General features: G+C 43.2%; 16 protein-coding genes. 2 read left to right on the top strand and 14 right to left on the bottom strand.

Going from position 1 to position 18,413, the window contains the following annotated elements:
* Window positions 1-134 precede the first annotated feature (134 nt).
* Window positions 135-1,490 (top strand): magnesium transporter, encoded by a 1,356-nt coding sequence (gene mgtE / locus G601_RS0100730; RefSeq protein ID WP_026664156.1) that lies wholly within the window; start codon window positions 135-137, stop codon window positions 1,488-1,490.
* A 53-nt stretch (window positions 1,491-1,543) separates the two neighbouring features.
* Here mgtE and G601_RS0100725 read toward each other — a convergent pair whose 3' ends face one another.
* The 6 genes from G601_RS0100725 to G601_RS24565 all read right to left on the bottom strand — a co-directional run bounded on the left by G601_RS0100725 (window position 1,544) and on the right by G601_RS24565 (window position 9,591).
* The gene (locus G601_RS0100725; RefSeq protein WP_026664155.1) at window positions 1,544-2,374 is read right to left on the bottom strand and encodes a hypothetical protein; all 831 of its coding nucleotides are present in this window, start codon (window positions 2,372-2,374) and stop codon (window positions 1,544-1,546) included.
* Window positions 2,375-2,551: 177 nt separating this feature from the next.
* Window positions 2,552-4,816, bottom strand: a complete 2,265-nt coding sequence (gene pflB / locus G601_RS0100720) for a formate C-acetyltransferase (protein ID WP_026492414.1) — start codon at window positions 4,814-4,816, stop codon at window positions 2,552-2,554.
* 298 nt (window positions 4,817-5,114) lie between these two features.
* Window positions 5,115-5,843 (bottom strand): pyruvate formate-lyase-activating protein, encoded by a 729-nt coding sequence (gene pflA / locus G601_RS0100715; protein ID WP_051200993.1) that lies wholly within the window; start codon window positions 5,841-5,843, stop codon window positions 5,115-5,117.
* Complete coding sequence (hypB, locus tag G601_RS0100710) at window positions 5,843-6,508, bottom strand: hydrogenase nickel incorporation protein HypB (protein WP_026492412.1); 666 nt, start codon at window positions 6,506-6,508, stop codon at window positions 5,843-5,845. The genes pflA and hypB overlap by 1 nt, the downstream gene beginning before the upstream one ends.
* A 57-nt stretch (window positions 6,509-6,565) precedes the next feature.
* A complete protein-coding gene (locus G601_RS21395) occupies window positions 6,566-8,602 on the bottom strand; it encodes a Na/Pi cotransporter family protein (protein ID WP_330364465.1) in 2,037 nt (678 codons plus the stop codon).
* 77 nt (window positions 8,603-8,679) lie between these two features.
* On the bottom strand, window positions 8,680-9,591 hold the full coding sequence (locus G601_RS24565) for a GNAT family N-acetyltransferase (RefSeq protein ID WP_242834363.1): 912 nt from the start codon (window positions 9,589-9,591) through the stop codon (window positions 8,680-8,682).
* A 144-nt stretch (window positions 9,592-9,735) separates the two neighbouring features.
* Between G601_RS24565 and G601_RS0100695 the strand changes: the two genes are divergently transcribed.
* Window positions 9,736-10,266, top strand: a complete 531-nt coding sequence (locus G601_RS0100695) for a peptidylprolyl isomerase (protein ID WP_035786502.1) — start codon at window positions 9,736-9,738, stop codon at window positions 10,264-10,266.
* 211 nt (window positions 10,267-10,477) lie between these two features.
* On the opposite strand, the gene G601_RS0100690 is transcribed toward G601_RS0100695, so the two are convergent.
* The 8 genes from G601_RS0100690 to uvrC form a co-directional block, all read right to left on the bottom strand.
* Complete coding sequence (locus G601_RS0100690; protein ID WP_026492409.1) at window positions 10,478-11,377, bottom strand: diacylglycerol/lipid kinase family protein; 900 nt, start codon at window positions 11,375-11,377, stop codon at window positions 10,478-10,480.
* Between the two features lie 89 nt (window positions 11,378-11,466).
* Complete coding sequence (locus G601_RS0100685) at window positions 11,467-11,733, bottom strand: HPr family phosphocarrier protein (RefSeq protein WP_026492408.1); 267 nt, start codon at window positions 11,731-11,733, stop codon at window positions 11,467-11,469.
* Window positions 11,734-11,769: 36 nt separating this feature from the next.
* The gene (gene whiA / locus G601_RS0100680; protein WP_026664154.1) at window positions 11,770-12,714 is read right to left on the bottom strand and encodes a DNA-binding protein WhiA; all 945 of its coding nucleotides are present in this window, start codon (window positions 12,712-12,714) and stop codon (window positions 11,770-11,772) included.
* A 5-nt stretch (window positions 12,715-12,719) separates the two neighbouring features.
* Window positions 12,720-13,583 (bottom strand): RNase adapter RapZ, encoded by an 864-nt coding sequence (rapZ, locus tag G601_RS0100675; protein WP_026664153.1) that lies wholly within the window; start codon window positions 13,581-13,583, stop codon window positions 12,720-12,722.
* Window positions 13,580-14,512 carry a UDP-N-acetylmuramate dehydrogenase gene (murB, locus tag G601_RS0100670; protein ID WP_026664152.1) on the bottom strand — a complete coding sequence of 311 codons (933 nt, stop codon included), beginning with the start codon at window positions 14,510-14,512 and terminating at the stop codon, window positions 13,580-13,582. The genes rapZ and murB overlap by 4 nt, the downstream gene beginning before the upstream one ends.
* Window positions 14,509-15,483, bottom strand: a complete 975-nt coding sequence (locus G601_RS0100665) for an ROK family glucokinase (protein ID WP_035786500.1) — start codon at window positions 15,481-15,483, stop codon at window positions 14,509-14,511. The genes murB and G601_RS0100665 overlap by 4 nt, the downstream gene beginning before the upstream one ends.
* A 32-nt stretch (window positions 15,484-15,515) precedes the next feature.
* A complete protein-coding gene (gene hprK, locus G601_RS0100660) occupies window positions 15,516-16,454 on the bottom strand; it encodes an HPr(Ser) kinase/phosphatase (protein WP_026492404.1) in 939 nt (312 codons plus the stop codon).
* A gap of 48 nt (window positions 16,455-16,502) precedes the next feature.
* Complete coding sequence (uvrC, locus tag G601_RS0100655) at window positions 16,503-18,380, bottom strand: excinuclease ABC subunit UvrC (RefSeq protein ID WP_026492403.1); 1,878 nt, start codon at window positions 18,378-18,380, stop codon at window positions 16,503-16,505.
* Window positions 18,381-18,413: the final 33 nt, after the last annotated feature.

Below are 18,413 nucleotides of genomic sequence, written 5' to 3'. Positions count from 1 at the left end.
TATAAATCCCGCATATCGGGAAATCTCCAAAAGAAAGGTGGTGGTTTTATGAAGAAGATTAAACATGCAAGTAGCGATAATCCTCTGCCTCGAAGTACAAACTTAATAGAAAACCACACCGAAAGGAGATTTCCATGGAAGAAAATACAATCATTGACGTAATCCGTGAACTCCTTGAGAGCAAGCAGTATACCAAGCTTCGTCAGACATTTGCCGAGATGAATACTGCGGATATCGCTGCGATCATGGACGACATGGAAAATGAAGATTCATTAAAAATGTTCCGCATCCTGCCTAAGGACATGGCTGCGGATGTATTTGCCAACCTCGAAATTGAGGATCAGCAGTACATTATTCAATCTCTATCCGATAAAGAAGCAGGGAACATCATCGATAACCTGATGGCCGATGATGCTACTGACCTTTTGGAGGAGATGCCTGCAAGTATAGTAAAGAAAATTCTTGCGAATGCAAGGCCTGATACAAGGGCTGATATAAATCATTTGCTTAGATACCCTGAGGACTCTGCCGGTTCTATCATGACCGTGGAGTATATAGACCTCAAGGAATACATGACAGTTGAGCAGGCTATAGCCAGAATAAGGAAAATGGGCCTTGATTCTGAGACTGTAAATACCTGTTATGTTGTTACAAATCAGAGAATCCTGGTTGGAACCGTAGCCCTTCGTTATTTGCTTATCAAGAATGGCGATGAGAAAATCGGAGACATCATGAATACCCACGTCATTAGTATCAATACTATGACTGACCAGGAAGAAGCTGCTAACATGTTCAAGAAATACGACTTCACCGTGATGCCTGTGGTTGATAACGAGAATCGCATGATCGGTATCATCACCATCGATGATGTTGTCGACATCATTGAAGAAGAGGCTACCGAGGATATCGAGAAAATGGCAGCTATCATCCCTTCCGATAAGCCGTATTCACGTATCGGAATTTTGGATGTGTATAAAAACAGAATGCCCTGGCTGTTGTTTTTGATGATAAGTGCGACCTTTACCGGAGCAATAATTACCAAGTTCTCCGATGCGCTATCAGCTTATGTTGTGTTGACGGCCTATATTCCAATGCTTATGGACACTGGTGGTAATGCCGGTTCACAGGCAAGCGTTTCAATTATTCGTAGCTTATCACTTGGCGAGATAGAATTTGCAGATTTGTTTAAGGTTTGGTGGAAGGAAGTGCGAGTAGCCGTACTTTGCGGTGTTACTCTTTCAGTAGCTAACTTTGTCAAACTGCTAATTATCGACAAGCTTGAAATTCAGGTGGCTGCTGTTGTATGCCTGACACTTGTACTTGTTGTTATTATCGCAAAGAGTATCGGATGTCTACTGCCTATGTGTGCAGACAAGCTAGGCTTTGACCCTGCAGTAATGGCATCGCCTATGATCACAACCATTGTTGATGCAATTTCTCTTTTGGCATACTTTACAATCGCAACACAGCTTCTGCATTTAGCCGTTTAAAAAAGGGACTGTCACTGACAGTCCCTTTTTGATTTATATATTCGATAAATAAATTAGTATTTCTTTACTTTTAAATTATATATTTCAGAGTGATATGCACATGATCCCTGTACTGCTTTAATATATACCTTCTGGCCTTTTTTCAGATTGCCTTTAAACAGGGTAACAGCCTTTTCTCCTCCAATTACTTCTTTATCTGTTACGATTGTCTTACTGCCTTTTTTAACTGTGCAATAGATGTAAGTCTGGACTCCTGTGTTCCACCTGTAATCTTTGGCAGTCATACTGATCTTATACTTTCCTGCCTTCTTTGCCTTAAATACAAACCAGTCTGTATCTTCATTCTTTCCGGTCAATACTGCACTGTGATTTTTACCTGCTTTAAGCTTTGTTGCCTGCTTTTTAGAATCATTTATCTCAGTTTCATTGTTATTCAGCTGTGTTGTTACAGCCTTTATTTTATACTGAAAATACTCTTTCTCTGTTTTTCTTTCAGTACTCATCTGAACACTTATAACTGTTCCCTCTTTAAATGAGTAAACGTCTGAGTTAAATGCTTCGCCCTTAAGCTTTACGGTTCCATGCTCATATTCCTTACCATTTACAAGGATTTTATAATCACACCAGTCATTGCTATTGGGTGTAAATACTCCCTCTTCAGTTCTTCCGGTACCTGTAAATACGAAATTCACATATCCATTATTTGTTACTGTAAAGTTGTACACATTGGGATCATTTTCACCATTCATGTAAAGCTTATCTGTTATTTCCTGATTTGCAATAAGCTCGGTTGTTTTTACTGCTGCTTTAGCATCGTCCCCCTTCCCCCAAACCATTGCTGTTGCCAATGCTAACATGAGCATTGTTTTTACTACTTTTTTCATACTGTTTTCCTCCATATAATTTTTCAAAACCTATAACATAATAAAGCATTGCATCTTTTTTCTCAAGAATTATCCTTATACATTCCTTGTTTTTGCCACGAGTCTTCTAACTCTTTTGCCAATAAAATAGGCGCCTCGGACCATTATGGTCCGGGGCGCCGTCCTATTCACAACGAGTTACATGCTCTCGTGGCAAGTTCTGTTGATAACGTCCATCTGCTGCTCTCTTGTGAGGTCTATGAACTTAACAGCGTAACCAGATACACGGATTGTGAAGTTAGCATACTCAGGCTTCTCAGGATGCTCCATAGCGTCCTTAAGCTTCTCAACACCAAATACGTTTACGTTGAGGTGGTGTGCTCCCTGATCGAAGTATCCGTCCATTACGTTAACGAGCTTCTCAGCACGCTCCTCATCGTCGTGGCCAAGAGCACCAGGGTTGATGGTCTGTGTATTTGAGATACCATCAAGAGCATACTCGTAAGGAAGCTTAGCAACTGAGTTAAGTGAAGCAAGAAGTCCACTCTGCTCTGCGCCGTAAGCCGGGTTAGCACCAGGAGCGAAAGGTGCAAATGCAGGTCTTCCATCCGGAAGAGCACCTGTAGCCTTACCATAAACTACGTTTGAAGTAATTGTAAGGATAGATGTTGTAGGCTCTGAATCTCTGTATGTGTGGTTCTTCTTAACCTTCTTAAGGAAAGTCTTAAGGAGCCATACAGCGATCTCGTCTGCTCTCTCATCATCGTTACCATACTTAGGGAAGTCACCCTCGATCTGGTAATCAACAACAAGGCCTGACTCATCACGAACAGTCTTAACCTTTGCATACTTGATAGCGCAGAGTGAATCTACAACGTGTGAGAAACCTGCGATACCTGTAGCAAATGTACGACGTACATCTGTGTCGATAAGAGCCATCTCAGCTGCCTCATAGTAGTACTTGTCGTGCATGTACTGAATGAGGTTAAGGATATTTACATAGAGGCCTGCAAGCCAATCCATCATAAGATCATACTTGTGCATAACCTCGTCATAATCAAGATACTCAGATGTGATAGGAGCCATCTCAGGACCTACCTGCATGTGGTTACCCTGCTTGTCAAGGAACTTCTCGTCCTTACCGCCGTTGATAGCGTAAAGGAGACACTTAGCAAGGTTAGCTCTTGCACCGAAGAACTGCATCTCCTTACCTGTCTGTGTAGCTGATACGCAGCAGCAGATGCTGTAGTCATCGCCCCATACAGGTCTCATAACATCATCGTTCTCGTACTGGATTGAAGATGTTGTAACAGAGATCTTAGCTGCATACTTCTTGAAGTTCTTAGGAAGTCTTGAAGAATACAGTACTGTAAGGTTAGGCTCAGGTGAAGGTCCCATGTTCTCAAGTGTGTGAAGGAATCTGTAGTCGTTCTTTGTAACCATGTGACGACCATCCATACCAAGTCCACCAACCTCAAGTGTAGCCCAAACCGGGTCACCAGAGAAGAGCTGGTTGTAGCTGGGGATACGTGCGAACTTAACCATACGGCACTTCATTGTAAGGTGATCGATGAGCTCCTGTGCCTCAGCCTCAGTAAGTGTACCCTCCTTAAGGTCTCTTTCAATATAAATATCAAGGAATGTAGAAACACGTCCAACTGACATTGCAGCACCGTTCTGTGTCTTGATAGCTGCAAGGTAGCCGAAGTATAACCACTGAACTGCCTCTCTTGCATTATTAGCAGGCTGTGAAATATCAAAGCCATAAACTGCAGCCATCTCCTTCATGCCACGAAGTGCACGGATCTGCTCTGCAATCTCCTCACGCTGACGGATAACATCATCAGTCATAACGCCGCATCCGCAAAGTGAGAAATCTTCCTTCTTCTGCTCGATAAGGAAGTCGATACCGTAAAGAGCTACTCTTCTGTAGTCGCCTACGATACGTCCACGTCCGTATGTATCCGGAAGACCTGTAACGATGTGGCTGTGACGAGCTGCCATCATCTCAGGTGTGTAAGCATCAAATACTGCCTGGTTGTGTGTCTTGTGATACTCAGTAAAGATCTTGTGGAACTTCTCGTTTACCTTGAAGCCGTATGTATCAGCAGCCTGCTCAGCCATCTTGATACCACCATAAGGCATGAATGCTCTCTTAAGAGGCTTGTCTGTCTGAAGACCTACAACTGTCTCAAGATCTTTCATAGACTCATCGATGTATCCAGGGCCATAAGCTGTAAGACCGGAAACAACCTCTGTCTCACACTCAAGAACGCCACCGTTAGCACGCTCTTCCTTCTGAAGCTCCTGTAATCTGCCCCAGAGCTTATCTGTAGCTTCTGTAGCATCAGCAAGGAAACTCTCGTCTCCTTCGTACATAGTGTAGTTGTTCTGGATAAAGTCTCTTAAGTTAACTTCGTCAGTCCACTTATTTCCTTTAAATCCTCTCCACTGTTCTCTCATAAAATTTTACTCCTCTCTTTTGTGAAAAAACGATACCACCCTCGGATCTATTGCAAGTTGCAACAGCAACGTAATAAGAAAGAATTTTGTGCCCAAAATCGCAAGCCACAACATATTGTATATTGGTAAAACCTCGACACAATATGTATTTCTGCCTTATGACACCAATTCGTATTCTTACATATTAGGAGAAACATTTCAACCTAAAACCGCGAAAAAAAGCCAAAGTTGATAACTTTTGTCAACTTTGGCAATTTTTTAACGTTTTTTCTTATTTGCTTGTATATTTTTTTACTACTCAGTTTGCTCTGAGTATGTCCTTTGCATTTTGAATTCTTTCAGCAGAAGGCGCTTCCACTCCCTCAAGCTGATATTTCATACCAAGCTCTTCCCATTTGAACTGTCCCAGGGAATGGTATGGCAGGACATCAACTCTCTGAACATTTGTCAGAGTATCAAGAAACTCTCTTGTCTTCTGAAGATATTCATCGTTATCAGTAATACCGGGAACCAGCACATGTCTGATCCAGATTGGCTTACCGATCTCAGATAAATACTGAAGACAGTCCTTGATATTCTCGTTAGGCTTACCTGTGAGCTTAATATGCTCCTCATTGTCTATGTGCTTTATATCAACAAGAAGAAGGTCAGTATATTCCATAAGCTCTTTAAATTTTGAAAAGAAGGGTTCCTCTCTGGTAAAGGGTTCAGCAGCCGTATCAATACAGGTATTTATTCCGCGGGACTTTGCTTCCTTAAAAAGCTCCAGCAGAAAATCAATCTGTAAAAGAGGCTCTCCTCCGCTCACTGTGATTCCGCCCTCATCTCCCCAGTAGCTCTTGTAGCGCTCAGCCTTATCAAGAAGCTCCGTGGCAGACCTTACATCCTTTGATTCCGGATTCCAGGTATCTGCGTTGTGGCAATACTTACATCTGAGATTACAGCCCTTTAAAAATATGATAAAACGAACCCCCGGCCCATCAACGGAGCCGAAGGTTTCTATAGAATGAATTCTTCCTAATGTCATTATTTCTTCCAATCCTCAACCTGTGCGCTGAGCCATTCAGCAAACTTATCAACACCCTCACCTGTCTTAGCGCAGATCGGAATGATCTCAGCCTTAGGATTTCTCATGTGAATATATTCCTTGCACTTTTCAAGATCAAAATCGAAATAAGGAGCTACATCAATCTTGTTGATAAGAACAACGTCGCAGATGCTGAACATAAGAGGATACTTAAGGGGCTTGTCATGTCCCTCAGGTACTGAGAGAATCATTGCATTCTTTGATGCGCCTGTATCGAATTCAGCAGGGCATACAAGGTTACCAACGTTCTCAAGGATAGCAAGCTCAACATCGCCCTCAACAAGTGCATCAAGGCCCTGTCTTGTCATATCAGCATCAAGATGACACATTCCTCCTGTATGAAGCTGAATAGCCTTAACTCCGGTCTCAGCAATCTTTATTGCATCAACATCTGAATCAATATCAGCTTCCATAACGCCGATCTTGTACTTATCCTTAAGTGCTGCGATTGTAGCCTTAAGTGTTGTTGTTTTTCCTGATCCCGGTGATGACATAAGGTTTAAAAGGAAAATACCCTTATCCTTAAGCTCGCCTCTTAAAAGGTCTGCTCTCTCATCATTACTCTCAAATACGCTTCTCTTTAACTCAATAATTCTGGTGCTCATTAAAAATCCTTTCTAAAAACCCATCTGCCATTTTTCGGCAGTTTATACAAGACTTTTTCAGTCCTTATCCTTCTTGGACTTATCTTTTTTGTCCTTTTTATCTTTATCCTTTTTGTCCTTGTTCTTCTTAACCTTATCCTTGACCTTCTCTTTTACCTTCTCAGTGAGATTTTCTGCACCCTTCACTCCTGCGGCCTCAAGAGCCTCGTCAATTATTTCCTTATCATCGGAATTCATAATATTTACTATTGTCTCATGATTCTCGGCAAATGAAGGATCTATCTCTTCTTCCTCCTCAAAGCCCTTCTTCATGGCAGGAAGACGATACTTTCTCTCGTAAAGATCAACAGCTATCTCAAACTCCTGGTTCTTCTCTTCCTTGAGGTGCTCGATATATTCGTGAGTATCAAAGAGTCCCTCACTGACCTCAAGAAGACATACCGCTATATTACTACAGTGGTCGGCGATACGCTCATAGTCGGTTCCAAGCTCTGAAAGACTAAAGCCCATATCAATGGTGCACTTTCCTTTTCTGAGACGTCTTACATGTCTGCGCTTAACCTCCATGTTAAGACCGTCAATTACTTCTTCAAGGGGCTCAACCGATTTTGCCAGCTTAAGATCCTGATTCTGGAAGGATGTAAAGGCCAGATCAACGATTTCCTTAACAGCGTTGGAGAATATCCTTATCTCCTCGCTGGCCTTTGATGAAAAATGCTCCTTCTTGTCATTCATGTTGCGGGCAACCTGAGCAATATTCAAAGTGTGATCACTTATTCTCTCAAAGTCCGTTATGCAGTGAAGAATAATTGACAAAAGTCTTGAATCCGTCTCAGCAAGATGATGGTTATTTATCTGCATAAGATAGGTTCCAAGCTGATCCTCATAGCGGTCAACCTTCTCCTCAAGGCGTCTGACCTCATCAGCAGCCTCTGCATCGTAGTTTTCAAGAAGCGGAATCGCTTTTTCAAGCCCCTCTCTTGCAAACTCAGCCATATCCATGGCAACCTGCTTACTCTGCTCAAGTGCAAAGGGCGGGTTTGAAAGGAATCGGGGATCCAGCTTGGTGATTCCCTGCATCTCTTCCTGCTCTTCTCTCTCCTTATCATCAATCGGGATGGTAGCGTATGCCATCTTAACAAGAAGTCCGGAGAAGGGCACCATAAGAGGTGTTGCCACAAGGTTGATAAGTGTATGAATGGAAGCTATTCCAACCATTCCTGCTACTTCATGCATAAATGCAAAATCAAGTGCTGTATGCAGGATATAAAAGACTATCATAAAGGTTCCGGCTTTTATGATATTGAAATACAAGTGCATCAGAGCTGTTCTCTTACCATTCTTATTAGCACCGAATGATGAAAGAATAGCTGTTATACAGGTTCCTACCTCCGCACCAACTACAACAGGAAGAGCAACGCTGTATGTGATGTGAACAGATGCCGCCAAAGCCTGCATAATACCGATAGTTCCTGCAGAACTCTGAATTACCATTGTAAAGAACACGCCAACCAGAAATCCGATAAAAGGATTGCTGAAGGTCATAAGCACGTTCTGAAATCCCTCGTCATTCTTAAGAGGTGATACTGCATCTGACATCATGCTCATTCCGAACATCAGCACTGAAAAGCCGATCAGTATCAGACCAATATTATTTTTTCTATCGCTCTTTGAAAACATGTAAAGAACGATACCGATTATTGCAAGGAATGGGGTAAATGAAGTAGGCTTCAGCAGGTTAATAAAGAAATTATCACTGCTGATAGCATTCAAGCTGAGCAACCATGCTGTAAATGTCGTACCAAGATTCGCACCAAGAATGACATTTACTGCTTCTTTAAGTGTCATAATGCTTGAATTAACAAGACCGACAACCATTACGGTTGACGCTGATGATGACTGAACAAGTGCGGTAACACCCACACCGAAAAGATATGCAATGATGGGATGGCTTGTCACCTTACTAAGCGCAGCTTCAAGCTTTCCTCCTGCTGCCTTGGTGAGCCCACCGCTCATTACATTCATACCATACAGAAACAGAGCCAGTCCTCCGAGAAGCCCTGCAATTAGTGAAAACAAATCCATAGAACTCATCCATACCTCCTACACATCCTGGGTACTACGTAATCTAATTCCTCTCTCTTCCAAAGTGTATGGTAACTTAAAAAATTTTAAATAGCAAGCACCATTCTTATATATTTGCCGAACTTCGCTTCGGATGGTGCCACTTTTACGCCGTCGTGATACTCTTCTCCGTAAATATTTTCCTCTATGTCCACCTCTTCCAAAATCTCAAAACCAAGCTTTTCACACAGATGAATGGACACAAGATTCTCAGCCTTTACAAAGGTCTGTACCTTGTCAAACTGAAGTACCTGCTTGCCATAATCAAGGATTGCACTGCATACCTCGTATGCATAGCCCTCTCTCTGAAACTCAGTACCTATCAAAAATCCGAGCTCAATATCGTCAAAGCCATTTCGAACGCTAAAGCCTGCACGGCCTATGATTCTTCCGTCTTCCTTTCTTATGACAGTCCATGTGCCAAATCCCAGAAGTCCATATACCTTCTCAATGTAGTCCCTGGTATATTTTTTCTCATCCTCAGGATTTTTAAACAATCCCTCCATGTACCTTGTCATCTCGGGATCTGCGTATATTTTATAGAACTCATCCACATCCTCAACGGTGGTCTCCCGTATGATGCAGCGCTCCGTACGCAGAATCTCCCAGGGCAGCTGGGCATATCTCTGGTATGCCTTTTCATAGGAATCTCTGGCTATTTCCTCGATATCCGTGAATACATATTTGAGTCCCGCAAAGGATTCGGAGCGGTTTTCATCATGCCATATTCCCACCACATAATAGTCCCTCTCTATAAGGTCATCCGCCATCTGTGTGGAATCGGATACTATGAGCAGGTCTCCTGATCTTCTGTCCTCAAGCCGTGAGATATACCATGGCGTAAGTCCCTCTATCCACTGCTCATCTTCCTCGGGCATCAGAAGGTCGCACCTGAGCCCTTCCTCTGTCAGATACTCTACAGCACTATTAATTTTTTCCCGTACCCCTTCACCGGGCACCTTTTTCAAACAAAAAATGATTTCCCTTAACAACTTTTATATACCTCTTGTATATTGTATAATTAATCGCGGATTTCTACCACGAAAAAGCGTAAATTTCGGAGAAATTCTAACTATTTTTCAAGCATAGACAAGGAGAAAAAAATGTCTGAAAACAAGAACCCAATCGTAACTATTACTATGCAGGACGGCGGCGTTATCAAAGCAGAGCTTTATCCCGAAATCGCCCCCAACACAGTTAACAACTTTATTTCACTTATCAACCATAACTTCTATGATGGAGTTATCTTCCACCGCGTAATAAAGGGCTTCATGCTCCAGGGTGGTGATCCGGACGGAACAGGAATGGGCGGCCCCGGCTACTCAATCAAGGGTGAATTCTCTCAGAATGGCTTTGAGAATAACCTTCTTCACACAGAGGGCGTACTTTCAATGGCCCGCACTCAGATTCCGGATTCTGCAGGTTCACAGTTCTTTATCATGCACAAGAACGCTCCTCACCTCGATGGCGCATACGCTGCTTTCGGTAAGGTAACAGAGGGTATGGATGTTGTTAACAAGATCGCAGAGACAGAGACTGACTGGATGGACAGACCTACAACAGACCAGGTTATGAAATCAGTTACAGTTGAAACCTTCGGTGTAGATTATCCGGAACCGGAAATCATCGAATAAAGAACCCCATAAAAGGGAGGAAGCCAAGCAAGTTAAGACTTGCTTGGCTTATTATGAAAAAGTTATTTTTATTGGTATTGCCTTTCTTCATCTGACATCTTTAGTATATCGAAAATAAATGTCCAAGAAATAATCTGGCGTTAATAGTCTTTAAACGTTTTATGAACAAAAAATGAACGAGCGACACCGGTCACCCGTCCATAAATTGATCTTATTTATCCTTCGGCACTAGTATTGTTACTGCCTTATTCTCATTTCTTATGTCTACATAGGTATGCTCTCCGCCGAACTCTCCATCTCTGGTCCATGCGATTTTATCCTTCGACTCAAACACTACGTGTTTTGTCTTAAAGCAGTACATCTGCTCCGTATCTATATCCCTGTTAAGGAATGCAGCCATAAGATTACTCATATCAAGCATATTGTCAGGAAGCTTTACAAGCGTAACCTCAAATACACCATCATCAAGCTTTACATGCTTTCCGGTAATATCCTTAAATCCGCCTACCGACACAGAATTTGTAACCATTCCGAAAACAAAATCATCCTCTATCACAGCTTCATCAGTAGTCACCTTCACGTGATAGGATCTGATCTCTGAAAGCCTCTTTGCACCTTCAAGTATATACGCCATATGTCCAAGGACATTTTTTACATCCTGTCTTGTCTGATAGGACACATCGGTAAACAATCCAAAAGCAGCTATGTATACGAAGGTCTCATCATTCATGACACCTATATCGCACTGATACTCCTTACCGGTAACAAGCGCCTCCGCAGAAGCATGCATGGCTGAGGGAATACCAAGACTCATCGCGAAGTCATTGGTAGATCCTGCAGGAACGTATCCAATCGGAATGCGCTTCTTGGATTTCCACATACCATTTACCACTTCATCAAGTGTTCCGTCCCCACCGCTGCAGACAACGATATCATATATGTTTTCCCTGGTCCTCACGGTTTCTATGGCATCTCCCGGCTCCTGAGTAGGATATACAGTCACCTCATATCCAGCTCTTGTAAAAGTATCGATTATATCCAGTAAATTACTTCTGATTCTTTCTTTTCCAGCTTTTGGATTGTAGACAAATAGCATTTTCTTTTTACTCATAATGTCTCCCCTACCTTATGAAATAAAAACCGGTTACATTCATTATAGTGAATGTAACCGGGGCTTTCTATATATTTATTCAATTTGTATCAAGAAAGCTGAAGATTCCCAATAAGAAAACTCTCCATACCTGCAACTGCATCGGCTTCATCAGCGCCATCTGCAATCACTGTTACCTCCTCGCCACTGCTAAGACTAAGTGTCATCATCCCCATGATGCTCTTAGCATTAACCTTCTTAGACTGTGCCTCGATGTGCACTGTGCTGTCGTAGCGGCTTGCAAGCTGAACCAACTCGGCAACCGGACGTGCCTCAAGTCCGCCTGGAAGCTTGATTTCGATAGATTTTGTGATCATAATTTCCTCCTCTTACTGCAGAAATCGCAGCGTCGCTCATCCTCGCAGCTTCTCTGCGAGCTCACTGAGCTTCCTGAGCCTGTGATTAACACCTGATTTTCCAACCGGTGGATCAAGATATTTCCCAAGCTCTAACAATGTTGCATCCGGATATTGCAGCCTGACCCTGGCCATATCCTCAAGTCCCTTCGGAAGATTCTCAAATCCGTAATGCTCTCTCAGATACAGAATATCAGCGGTCTGTCTCGATGCTGCATTGACTGTTTTTGTGATATTGGCAGTCTCACAATTGACCCTTCTGTTTATGGAATTACGCATCTCTTTAACAATACGCTCATTCTCCATATTCATAAGACTTACGGGAGCCTCCATCACATTAAGCAGATCGACAATTGATGTGCTCTCCTTAATATATACGACATAGTATTTTTTTCGCATTACTATGCGAGCCTCTATGTCAAAGCTCTCGATCATCTTCTTCAGATCATCTGCAAATCTCTGTGACGTACACACAAATTCAAGATGATATGATTTACTCGGATCACTAACTGAGCCAATACATAAAAATGTATCTCTCAAAAATGCCCTTTTGCAACAAGACTGTCTTACAATTCTATGACTTACTCCGTCATCCACAGTCCTGATATTGTCATCGTTATCAACTATATGAATCGACTTTAATATAGAAGAAACCTCTTCTTTTCCCTGAAGGACAGGCACATAAACCTTTCCTCCTGAGTGCATTGGTGGCACTTTATCAAGCACGCTAGCCGCTATATTAAATGCTTTTTTTAGTATTGTAAAGAACTTTCTGCCCTGAGCCTCCGCATCTGCCTGCAAAAACACAGTATATATGCCGTCTTCCGACCTTCCCACAGCCCCGCATCCGAGGATCAGCGCTGAGAGCTCCGAAAGTCTGCAATGGCGCGGAGAAGCTATTTGCTTCGCAAGTTCATTTTTCACATCACTCGAAAATGACATCTACATCACCTTGCATGCTTCAAATCCCTGTGATATATCTTCACTCCGAAATTATCAGCCTCTTTTAATCTGTCATAAATCTCATTGGCAATGGTAACCGATCTATGCTGACCGCCTGTACAGCCAATTGCCACCACAAGCTGGTATTTACCTTCATTAATATATCCCGGCATCAGGAATTCAAGCATATCCTTCAGCTTTTCCAGGAACTGTTCGCACTCCGGAAAGCTTTTCACATAATCCTGAACCGGCTTATCATTGCCGGTAAGGTGCTTAAGCTCATCGATATAAAAGGGATTAGGTAAAAATCTCACATCAAAAACAAGATCAGCATCTGAGGGAATACCATGCTTAAATCCAAAGGAAAGAACCGTAACCATCAGGTTATTGTGCTTCTCATTAGCAACGAATATTCTCTCCATCTCAGCCTTAAACTCTCTTGTGAGTAGCTGGGAGGTATCGATTATGTAGTCAGCCTGCTTTCTTACCTTAGCAAGCATCTCTCTTTCCTTCCTGATACCGTCTTCAATTCTTCCGTCAGGGGACAGAGGATGACGCCTTCTTGTTTCCTTATATCTCTTGACCAAAACTGAATCCGAGCACTCAAGGAAAAGAACCTCCACGGGAAGCCCTCTTTTACGAAGCTCCTCAATTACCCTGGGAGCATCCTCGAATTTCGTACCGGATCTGACATCAAATCCCACAGCGACCTTGGTTACTTCGCTATCCGGTAGAGTTATGAGTTCAGCAAATTTCTCAAATAGGCTCGGGGGCAGATTATCAACGCAGTAAAAACCTGCATCCTCAAGCATATGAATAGCAGTGGACTTACCGCCACCACTCATTCCCGTGACAATAACGATTCTCATGCTTCAAAATCTCCTAAAAGAATTACCTCCGGCGATAACTTAACTCCGGAAGATTCAAAAACTTTTTTCTGAACATCAGCTATCAGTCTATATACATCAGTTGCTGTTGCACCGCCTTTATTGACCACAAAACCGCAGTGTTTCTCTGAAACCTGAGCACCACCTACGGAATATCCGCGAAGTCCTGCATCCTCTATCAGCTTTCCCGCAAAGTACCCTTCAGGCCGCTTAAAGGTAGAGCCTGCACTGGGATACTCAAGGGGCTGCTTAGAGACGCGCTTTTCCTTAAGCTCATTCATTGTGTTCTCTATCTCATTACGGTCACCAGGTTTAAGTTCAATAAGACAGCCTGTAATAACATACTTTTTCTTCTTGAAAATACTGGTTCTGTAACCAAGCTCTAATTCATCCAGGCTAAGGATAACCTCACTGCCATTCTCATCAATAGCAGTTACACTCTTAACTACCTGCTTCATCTCTCCGCCATAGGCACCTGCATTCATAACAAGAGCACCGCCTATGGATCCGGGAATTCCGTGTGCAAATTCAAAGCCGGTGAGACTGTTATCTCTTGCAAGATTAGCAACTGCCACATTTAATGCAGCTGCTCCGGCCTTAATAACATTTGAACTCTCCATACTGCACTCTGCAAATTCTCCGCCAAGAGTGATTATAGCGCCACGGTAGCCGCCATCTGCCACAAGAAGATTACTTCCATTACCGAGGATATAATAATCCTCCTGCATGGTAAGTCCCTCTTTTCTAAAAAGCGACAGGACCTCCTTAAGCTTGTCGTAGCTTTCAATCTTTAGAAAATAATCGGCAGGCCCACCGACGCGAAACGTGGTGTGCCTGCTCATATCTTCGTCCTTTATGATGTTTTCTTCCGGTAATACCCCGGACAACTTATCATACAAGTCTAATATCATTTCTCTGTAACCGAATCCAAAACAAGTTTTGCTGCGCCGAAAATTCCGGCATCATTTCCAAGCTTAGCCAGTGCGAACTTTGTTCTCTTAGCGCCCGGGAATACATATTTCTCAAATGAGGGACGAACAAGGTCAAACAGGATATCTCCTGCCTTTGATACGCCGCCACCAAATACGATTATCTCAGGATTGATGGTTGATGCGATCATTGCAAGACCCTTTCCAAGGTACTCGCCGTACTGGTTAAGTGCATCGTTAGCGAGCTTATCGCCCTTCTTAGCTGCATCGAAGATATCTCTGCAGGTAAAATCTTTTCCGCGAAGAACACTCTCTTCATCGCTTGCTTCAAGAATTCTGTTCATAAGAAGGTTGGCACCTGTAGCACTTGCATACTGCTCGAGGCATCCCTTCTTACCGCATCCACATTTAAGTGTCTCATTATCATTGATATGGATGTGTCCGATCTCTCCACCTGCACCGTTAGCACCGTTGAAGATCTTGCCATTGTGGATAATACCACCGCCGACACCGGTTCCGAGAGTAACCATGAGCATATCCTTGTAGCCCTGACCACCGCCCATCCAGTACTCACCAAGTGCTGCAACGTTTGCGTCATTACCGCACTTAACCGGGATCTTAACAAGATCATGAAGCTCGTTCTTCATGTTGAACTCGCTCCAGCCAAGGTTAACAGCCTTGAAAATAGTACCATCATCTGCGAAAGGTCCGGGAGCACCTGCTCCAACACCAACTACCTGAGAGTCCTTGATTCCTCTCTCATCCATCTTTTTTCTGATTGCTTCAGCGATATCCGGAAGGACATTCTTTCCTTCATCCTCTGTTCTGGTGGGAATCTCCCATACCTCGATCTTGTGACCGTCCATATCAAGGAGACCGATTTTAACGGTTGTTCCACCTATGTCTACACCGAATACATACTTTTCCACAATTCCTGAAGACTGATTATCCATTACTAAAAATACCTCTACCCTTTACAAAAATATTAATCATCATCCTCGTGACCCTTGGCCAGTGAATTCTGAACTCTGTTATAAAGCTCCTGTGCAGCATTGTAGCCCATCATCTTCTGTCTGTGGTTAACCGCTGCTGACTCGCAGATGATTGCGAGGTTTCTACCGGGACGAATCGGGATTCTGTGACATACGATCTTGTTACCAAGGTACTCTGTGTACTCCTCTTCAAGACCGAGTCTGTCGTATTCCTTATCCTTATCCCACTCCTCAAGCTTTATAGCGAGATCGATATTCTGTGTGTCACGTACGCTTGATACACCGAAAAGTGTCTTAACATCTACAATTCCGATACCGCGAAGCTCGATGAAATGTCTGGTGATATCCGGGGCTGTTCCGATAAGTGTCACATCGCTGACCTTCCTTATCTCAACTACGTCATCGGATACAAGTCTGTGTCCTCTCTTGATCAGCTCAAGAGCAGCCTCTGACTTACCGATTCCGCTCTCACCTGTGATGAGAACTCCGACACCATATACATCAACAAGTACTCCGTGAATGGAAATGCAGGGAGCAAGCTCAACATTAAGCCAACGAATTATCTCCGCCATAAATGAAGATGTCGGCTTCTTTGTAACCATGATCGGAACCTGCTCTTCAATAGCTATTCTTACGAAAAGCGGATCCGGTATCAGATTTCTGCAAAATACCACGCAGGGAATATCAAAAGACAAAAATTCGCGATAGACGCGTTCCTTATCCTCTGAAGGAATAGACTCCATATAGGTGTATTCTACGAAACCGATTACCTGAAGTCTTGTCGCCTCAAAGTGTTCAAAATAGCCTGCCAGCTGCAACGCCGGTCTGTTTATATCAGGCTGGTGAATACGGATTCTGGAAACATCAAGTTCAGGTGTAAGGTTTTCCAGTTCCATCTTTTTTATGACAGTTTTAAGCTTTACCGTTGACATTAGACACCTCCCTCTAACTTACCACAGTTTAGCATAACCGCTAGGCTTTTACAATTCAGACGAATGAAAGAATTCATATATTTGCTTCGCCTGATTCTCCGGAATTTCGGGAACCTGTTTCAGAGTTTCCACATCAGCGTTTCTTATTTCTTCTATGGATTTAAAATGGCGCATAAGAGCTTTTCTTCTGGCAGGTCCTACTCCCGGAATCTCATCAAGGGAGCTCTTTACCTGAGCCTTGCTTCTTAGCGATCTGTGATATTCAATAGCGAATCTGTGGGCTTCATCCTGAATTCTTGTTATGAGCTTAAAGCCCTCAGATCTCCTGTCTATGGCTATTTCTTCATTATTAAAGTAAAGTCCTCTTGTTCTGTGGTTATCATCCTTTACCATTCCGCACACCGGGATATTGATTCCCAGCTCCTCAAGAACCTGAAGACAAATATTTACCTGGCCTCTTCCACCGTCCATAAGAATGAGATCCGGGAACTTTGTAAAGCTTCCATACCTTGCATCAATCTCCCTTACTTCAAGCTCATGTTTTTCCTCAAGACCATGCATAAGTCTTCTGGTCAGAACTTCCTTCATGCATGCGTAATCGTCAGGACCTGTAACGGACTTTATCCTGAACTTCCTGTAATCACTTCTCTTTGGCTTTCCCTTTTCATAGACCACCATGGATCCGACATTGGCAAAGCCGCTTATATTGGATATATCGAAGGCTTCCATTCTTATGAGGCCCTTAAGTCCAAGGAGCTTCTCAATCTCCTTCACGGCTCCAATGGTTCTTCCCTCTTCCCTCTTTAGCCTCTCCTTATCCTTACTTAGAACAAGCTCAGCATTCTGGGCTGCAAGCTCCATGAGCTTTTCCTTCTGCCCTCGCTCCGGGACCTTGAGATATACGCGGCTACCCTTCCTCTGGGTGAGCCACTGCTCAATAACGTCCATATCCTCGATGGCCTCCGGAAGCATAAGCTCTCTGGGAATGAATGGAGTTCCTGCATAAAACTGCTTTACAAAGTTAAGAAGTATCTCGCTTTGCGGATTCTCTGACACATGGGTCATATAGAAATGCTCGCGTCCGATTAGTCTTCCATCTCGCACGAAAAACACCTGCACTACAGCATCATTTTCATCGGAGGCAATTGCCAGAATATCCTTATCCTCCATAGCCGCATCAGTCATCTTCTGCTTCTGGGCTATCTGCCTTACGCTTGCAAGTAAATCCCTGTAGGTTGCGGCTCTCTCGAAATTCAGCTCCTCCGATGCCGCTTCCATCTTTTCACTGAGGTCCTTTATGATGGGGCTGTAATTTCCATCAAGAAAATCCAGGGCACCCTGTATCCTCTCCGCATATTCTTCCTTAGTTATCTTACCGTCACAGGGCGCAGAGCACCTGTTCATGTGATAGTTAAGGCAGGGTCTGTCCACACCTATATCCCTTGGAAGCACGCGGTTACAGGTCCTGAGGCCATATATTTTATTTATAAGCTCGATTGTATCCTTAACAGCAGCTGCACTGGTAAAGGGCCCGAAGTACTTGGACTTATCCTTTTTCATAAGTCTTGAAAACAATATTCTGGGGAATTCCTCAGAAATGGTGACCTTGATATAAGGATATGTCTTATCATCCTTAAGCATGGTGTTGTATCTGGGACTGTTTTCCTTGATAAGATTATTCTCTAAGACCAGAGCCTCCAGCTCAGAATCCGTCACAATGTACTCAAACCTTGCAATCTGACTGACCATGCGGTCGATCTGCGGACCTCGTCCCACTATCTTACGAAAATAAGACCGCACTCTGTTGTAGAGGTTTATCGCCTTTCCCACATACATAATGGTGTCATTTTCATCACGCATGATATAAACACCCGGCTGTTTAGGGAGCTTTTTTAGTTCATCCTGAATGTTGAATTTTTCTTCCATATATTAAATCTTAGCAGAAAGGCTGCCGCTATG

It is taken from the genome of Butyrivibrio sp. FC2001 (assembly GCF_000424125.1).
In the GTDB taxonomy this organism is placed as follows: domain Bacteria; phylum Bacillota; class Clostridia; order Lachnospirales; family Lachnospiraceae; genus Butyrivibrio.
The sequence above is the reverse complement of the archived record's forward strand: the minus strand, read 5'-3'. Positions and strand labels throughout refer to the sequence as shown.

What these genes read in the sequence shown, in the direction of transcription:
- mgtE (WP_026664156.1), top strand. Translation starts at nt 135, where the DNA reads ATGGAAGAAAATACAATCATTGACGTAATCCGTGAACTCCTTGAGAGC.
- G601_RS0100725 (WP_026664155.1), bottom strand. Translation starts at nt 2,374, where the DNA reads ATGAAAAAAGTAGTAAAAACAATGCTCATGTTAGCATTGGCAACAGCA.
- pflB (WP_026492414.1), bottom strand. Translation starts at nt 4,816, where the DNA reads ATGAGAGAACAGTGGAGAGGATTTAAAGGAAATAAGTGGACTGACGAA.
- pflA (WP_051200993.1), bottom strand. Translation starts at nt 5,843, where the DNA reads ATGACATTAGGAAGAATTCATTCTATAGAAACCTTCGGCTCCGTTGAT.
- hypB (WP_026492412.1), bottom strand. Translation starts at nt 6,508, where the DNA reads ATGAGCACCAGAATTATTGAGTTAAAGAGAAGCGTATTTGAGAGTAAT.
- G601_RS21395 (WP_330364465.1), bottom strand. Translation starts at nt 8,602, where the DNA reads ATGAGTTCTATGGATTTGTTTTCACTAATTGCAGGGCTTCTCGGAGGA.
- G601_RS0100695 (WP_035786502.1), top strand. Translation starts at nt 9,736, where the DNA reads ATGTCTGAAAACAAGAACCCAATCGTAACTATTACTATGCAGGACGGC.
- G601_RS0100690 (WP_026492409.1), bottom strand. Translation starts at nt 11,377, where the DNA reads ATGAGTAAAAAGAAAATGCTATTTGTCTACAATCCAAAAGCTGGAAAA.
- G601_RS0100685 (WP_026492408.1), bottom strand. Translation starts at nt 11,733, where the DNA reads ATGATCACAAAATCTATCGAAATCAAGCTTCCAGGCGGACTTGAGGCA.
- whiA (WP_026664154.1), bottom strand. Translation starts at nt 12,714, where the DNA reads ATGTCATTTTCGAGTGATGTGAAAAATGAACTTGCGAAGCAAATAGCT.
- rapZ (WP_026664153.1), bottom strand. Translation starts at nt 13,583, where the DNA reads ATGAGAATCGTTATTGTCACGGGAATGAGTGGTGGCGGTAAGTCCACT.
- murB (WP_026664152.1), bottom strand. Translation starts at nt 14,512, where the DNA reads ATGATATTAGACTTGTATGATAAGTTGTCCGGGGTATTACCGGAAGAA.
- G601_RS0100665 (WP_035786500.1), bottom strand. Translation starts at nt 15,483, where the DNA reads ATGGATAATCAGTCTTCAGGAATTGTGGAAAAGTATGTATTCGGTGTA.
- hprK (WP_026492404.1), bottom strand. Translation starts at nt 16,454, where the DNA reads ATGTCAACGGTAAAGCTTAAAACTGTCATAAAAAAGATGGAACTGGAA.
- uvrC (WP_026492403.1), bottom strand. Translation starts at nt 18,380, where the DNA reads ATGGAAGAAAAATTCAACATTCAGGATGAACTAAAAAAGCTCCCTAAA.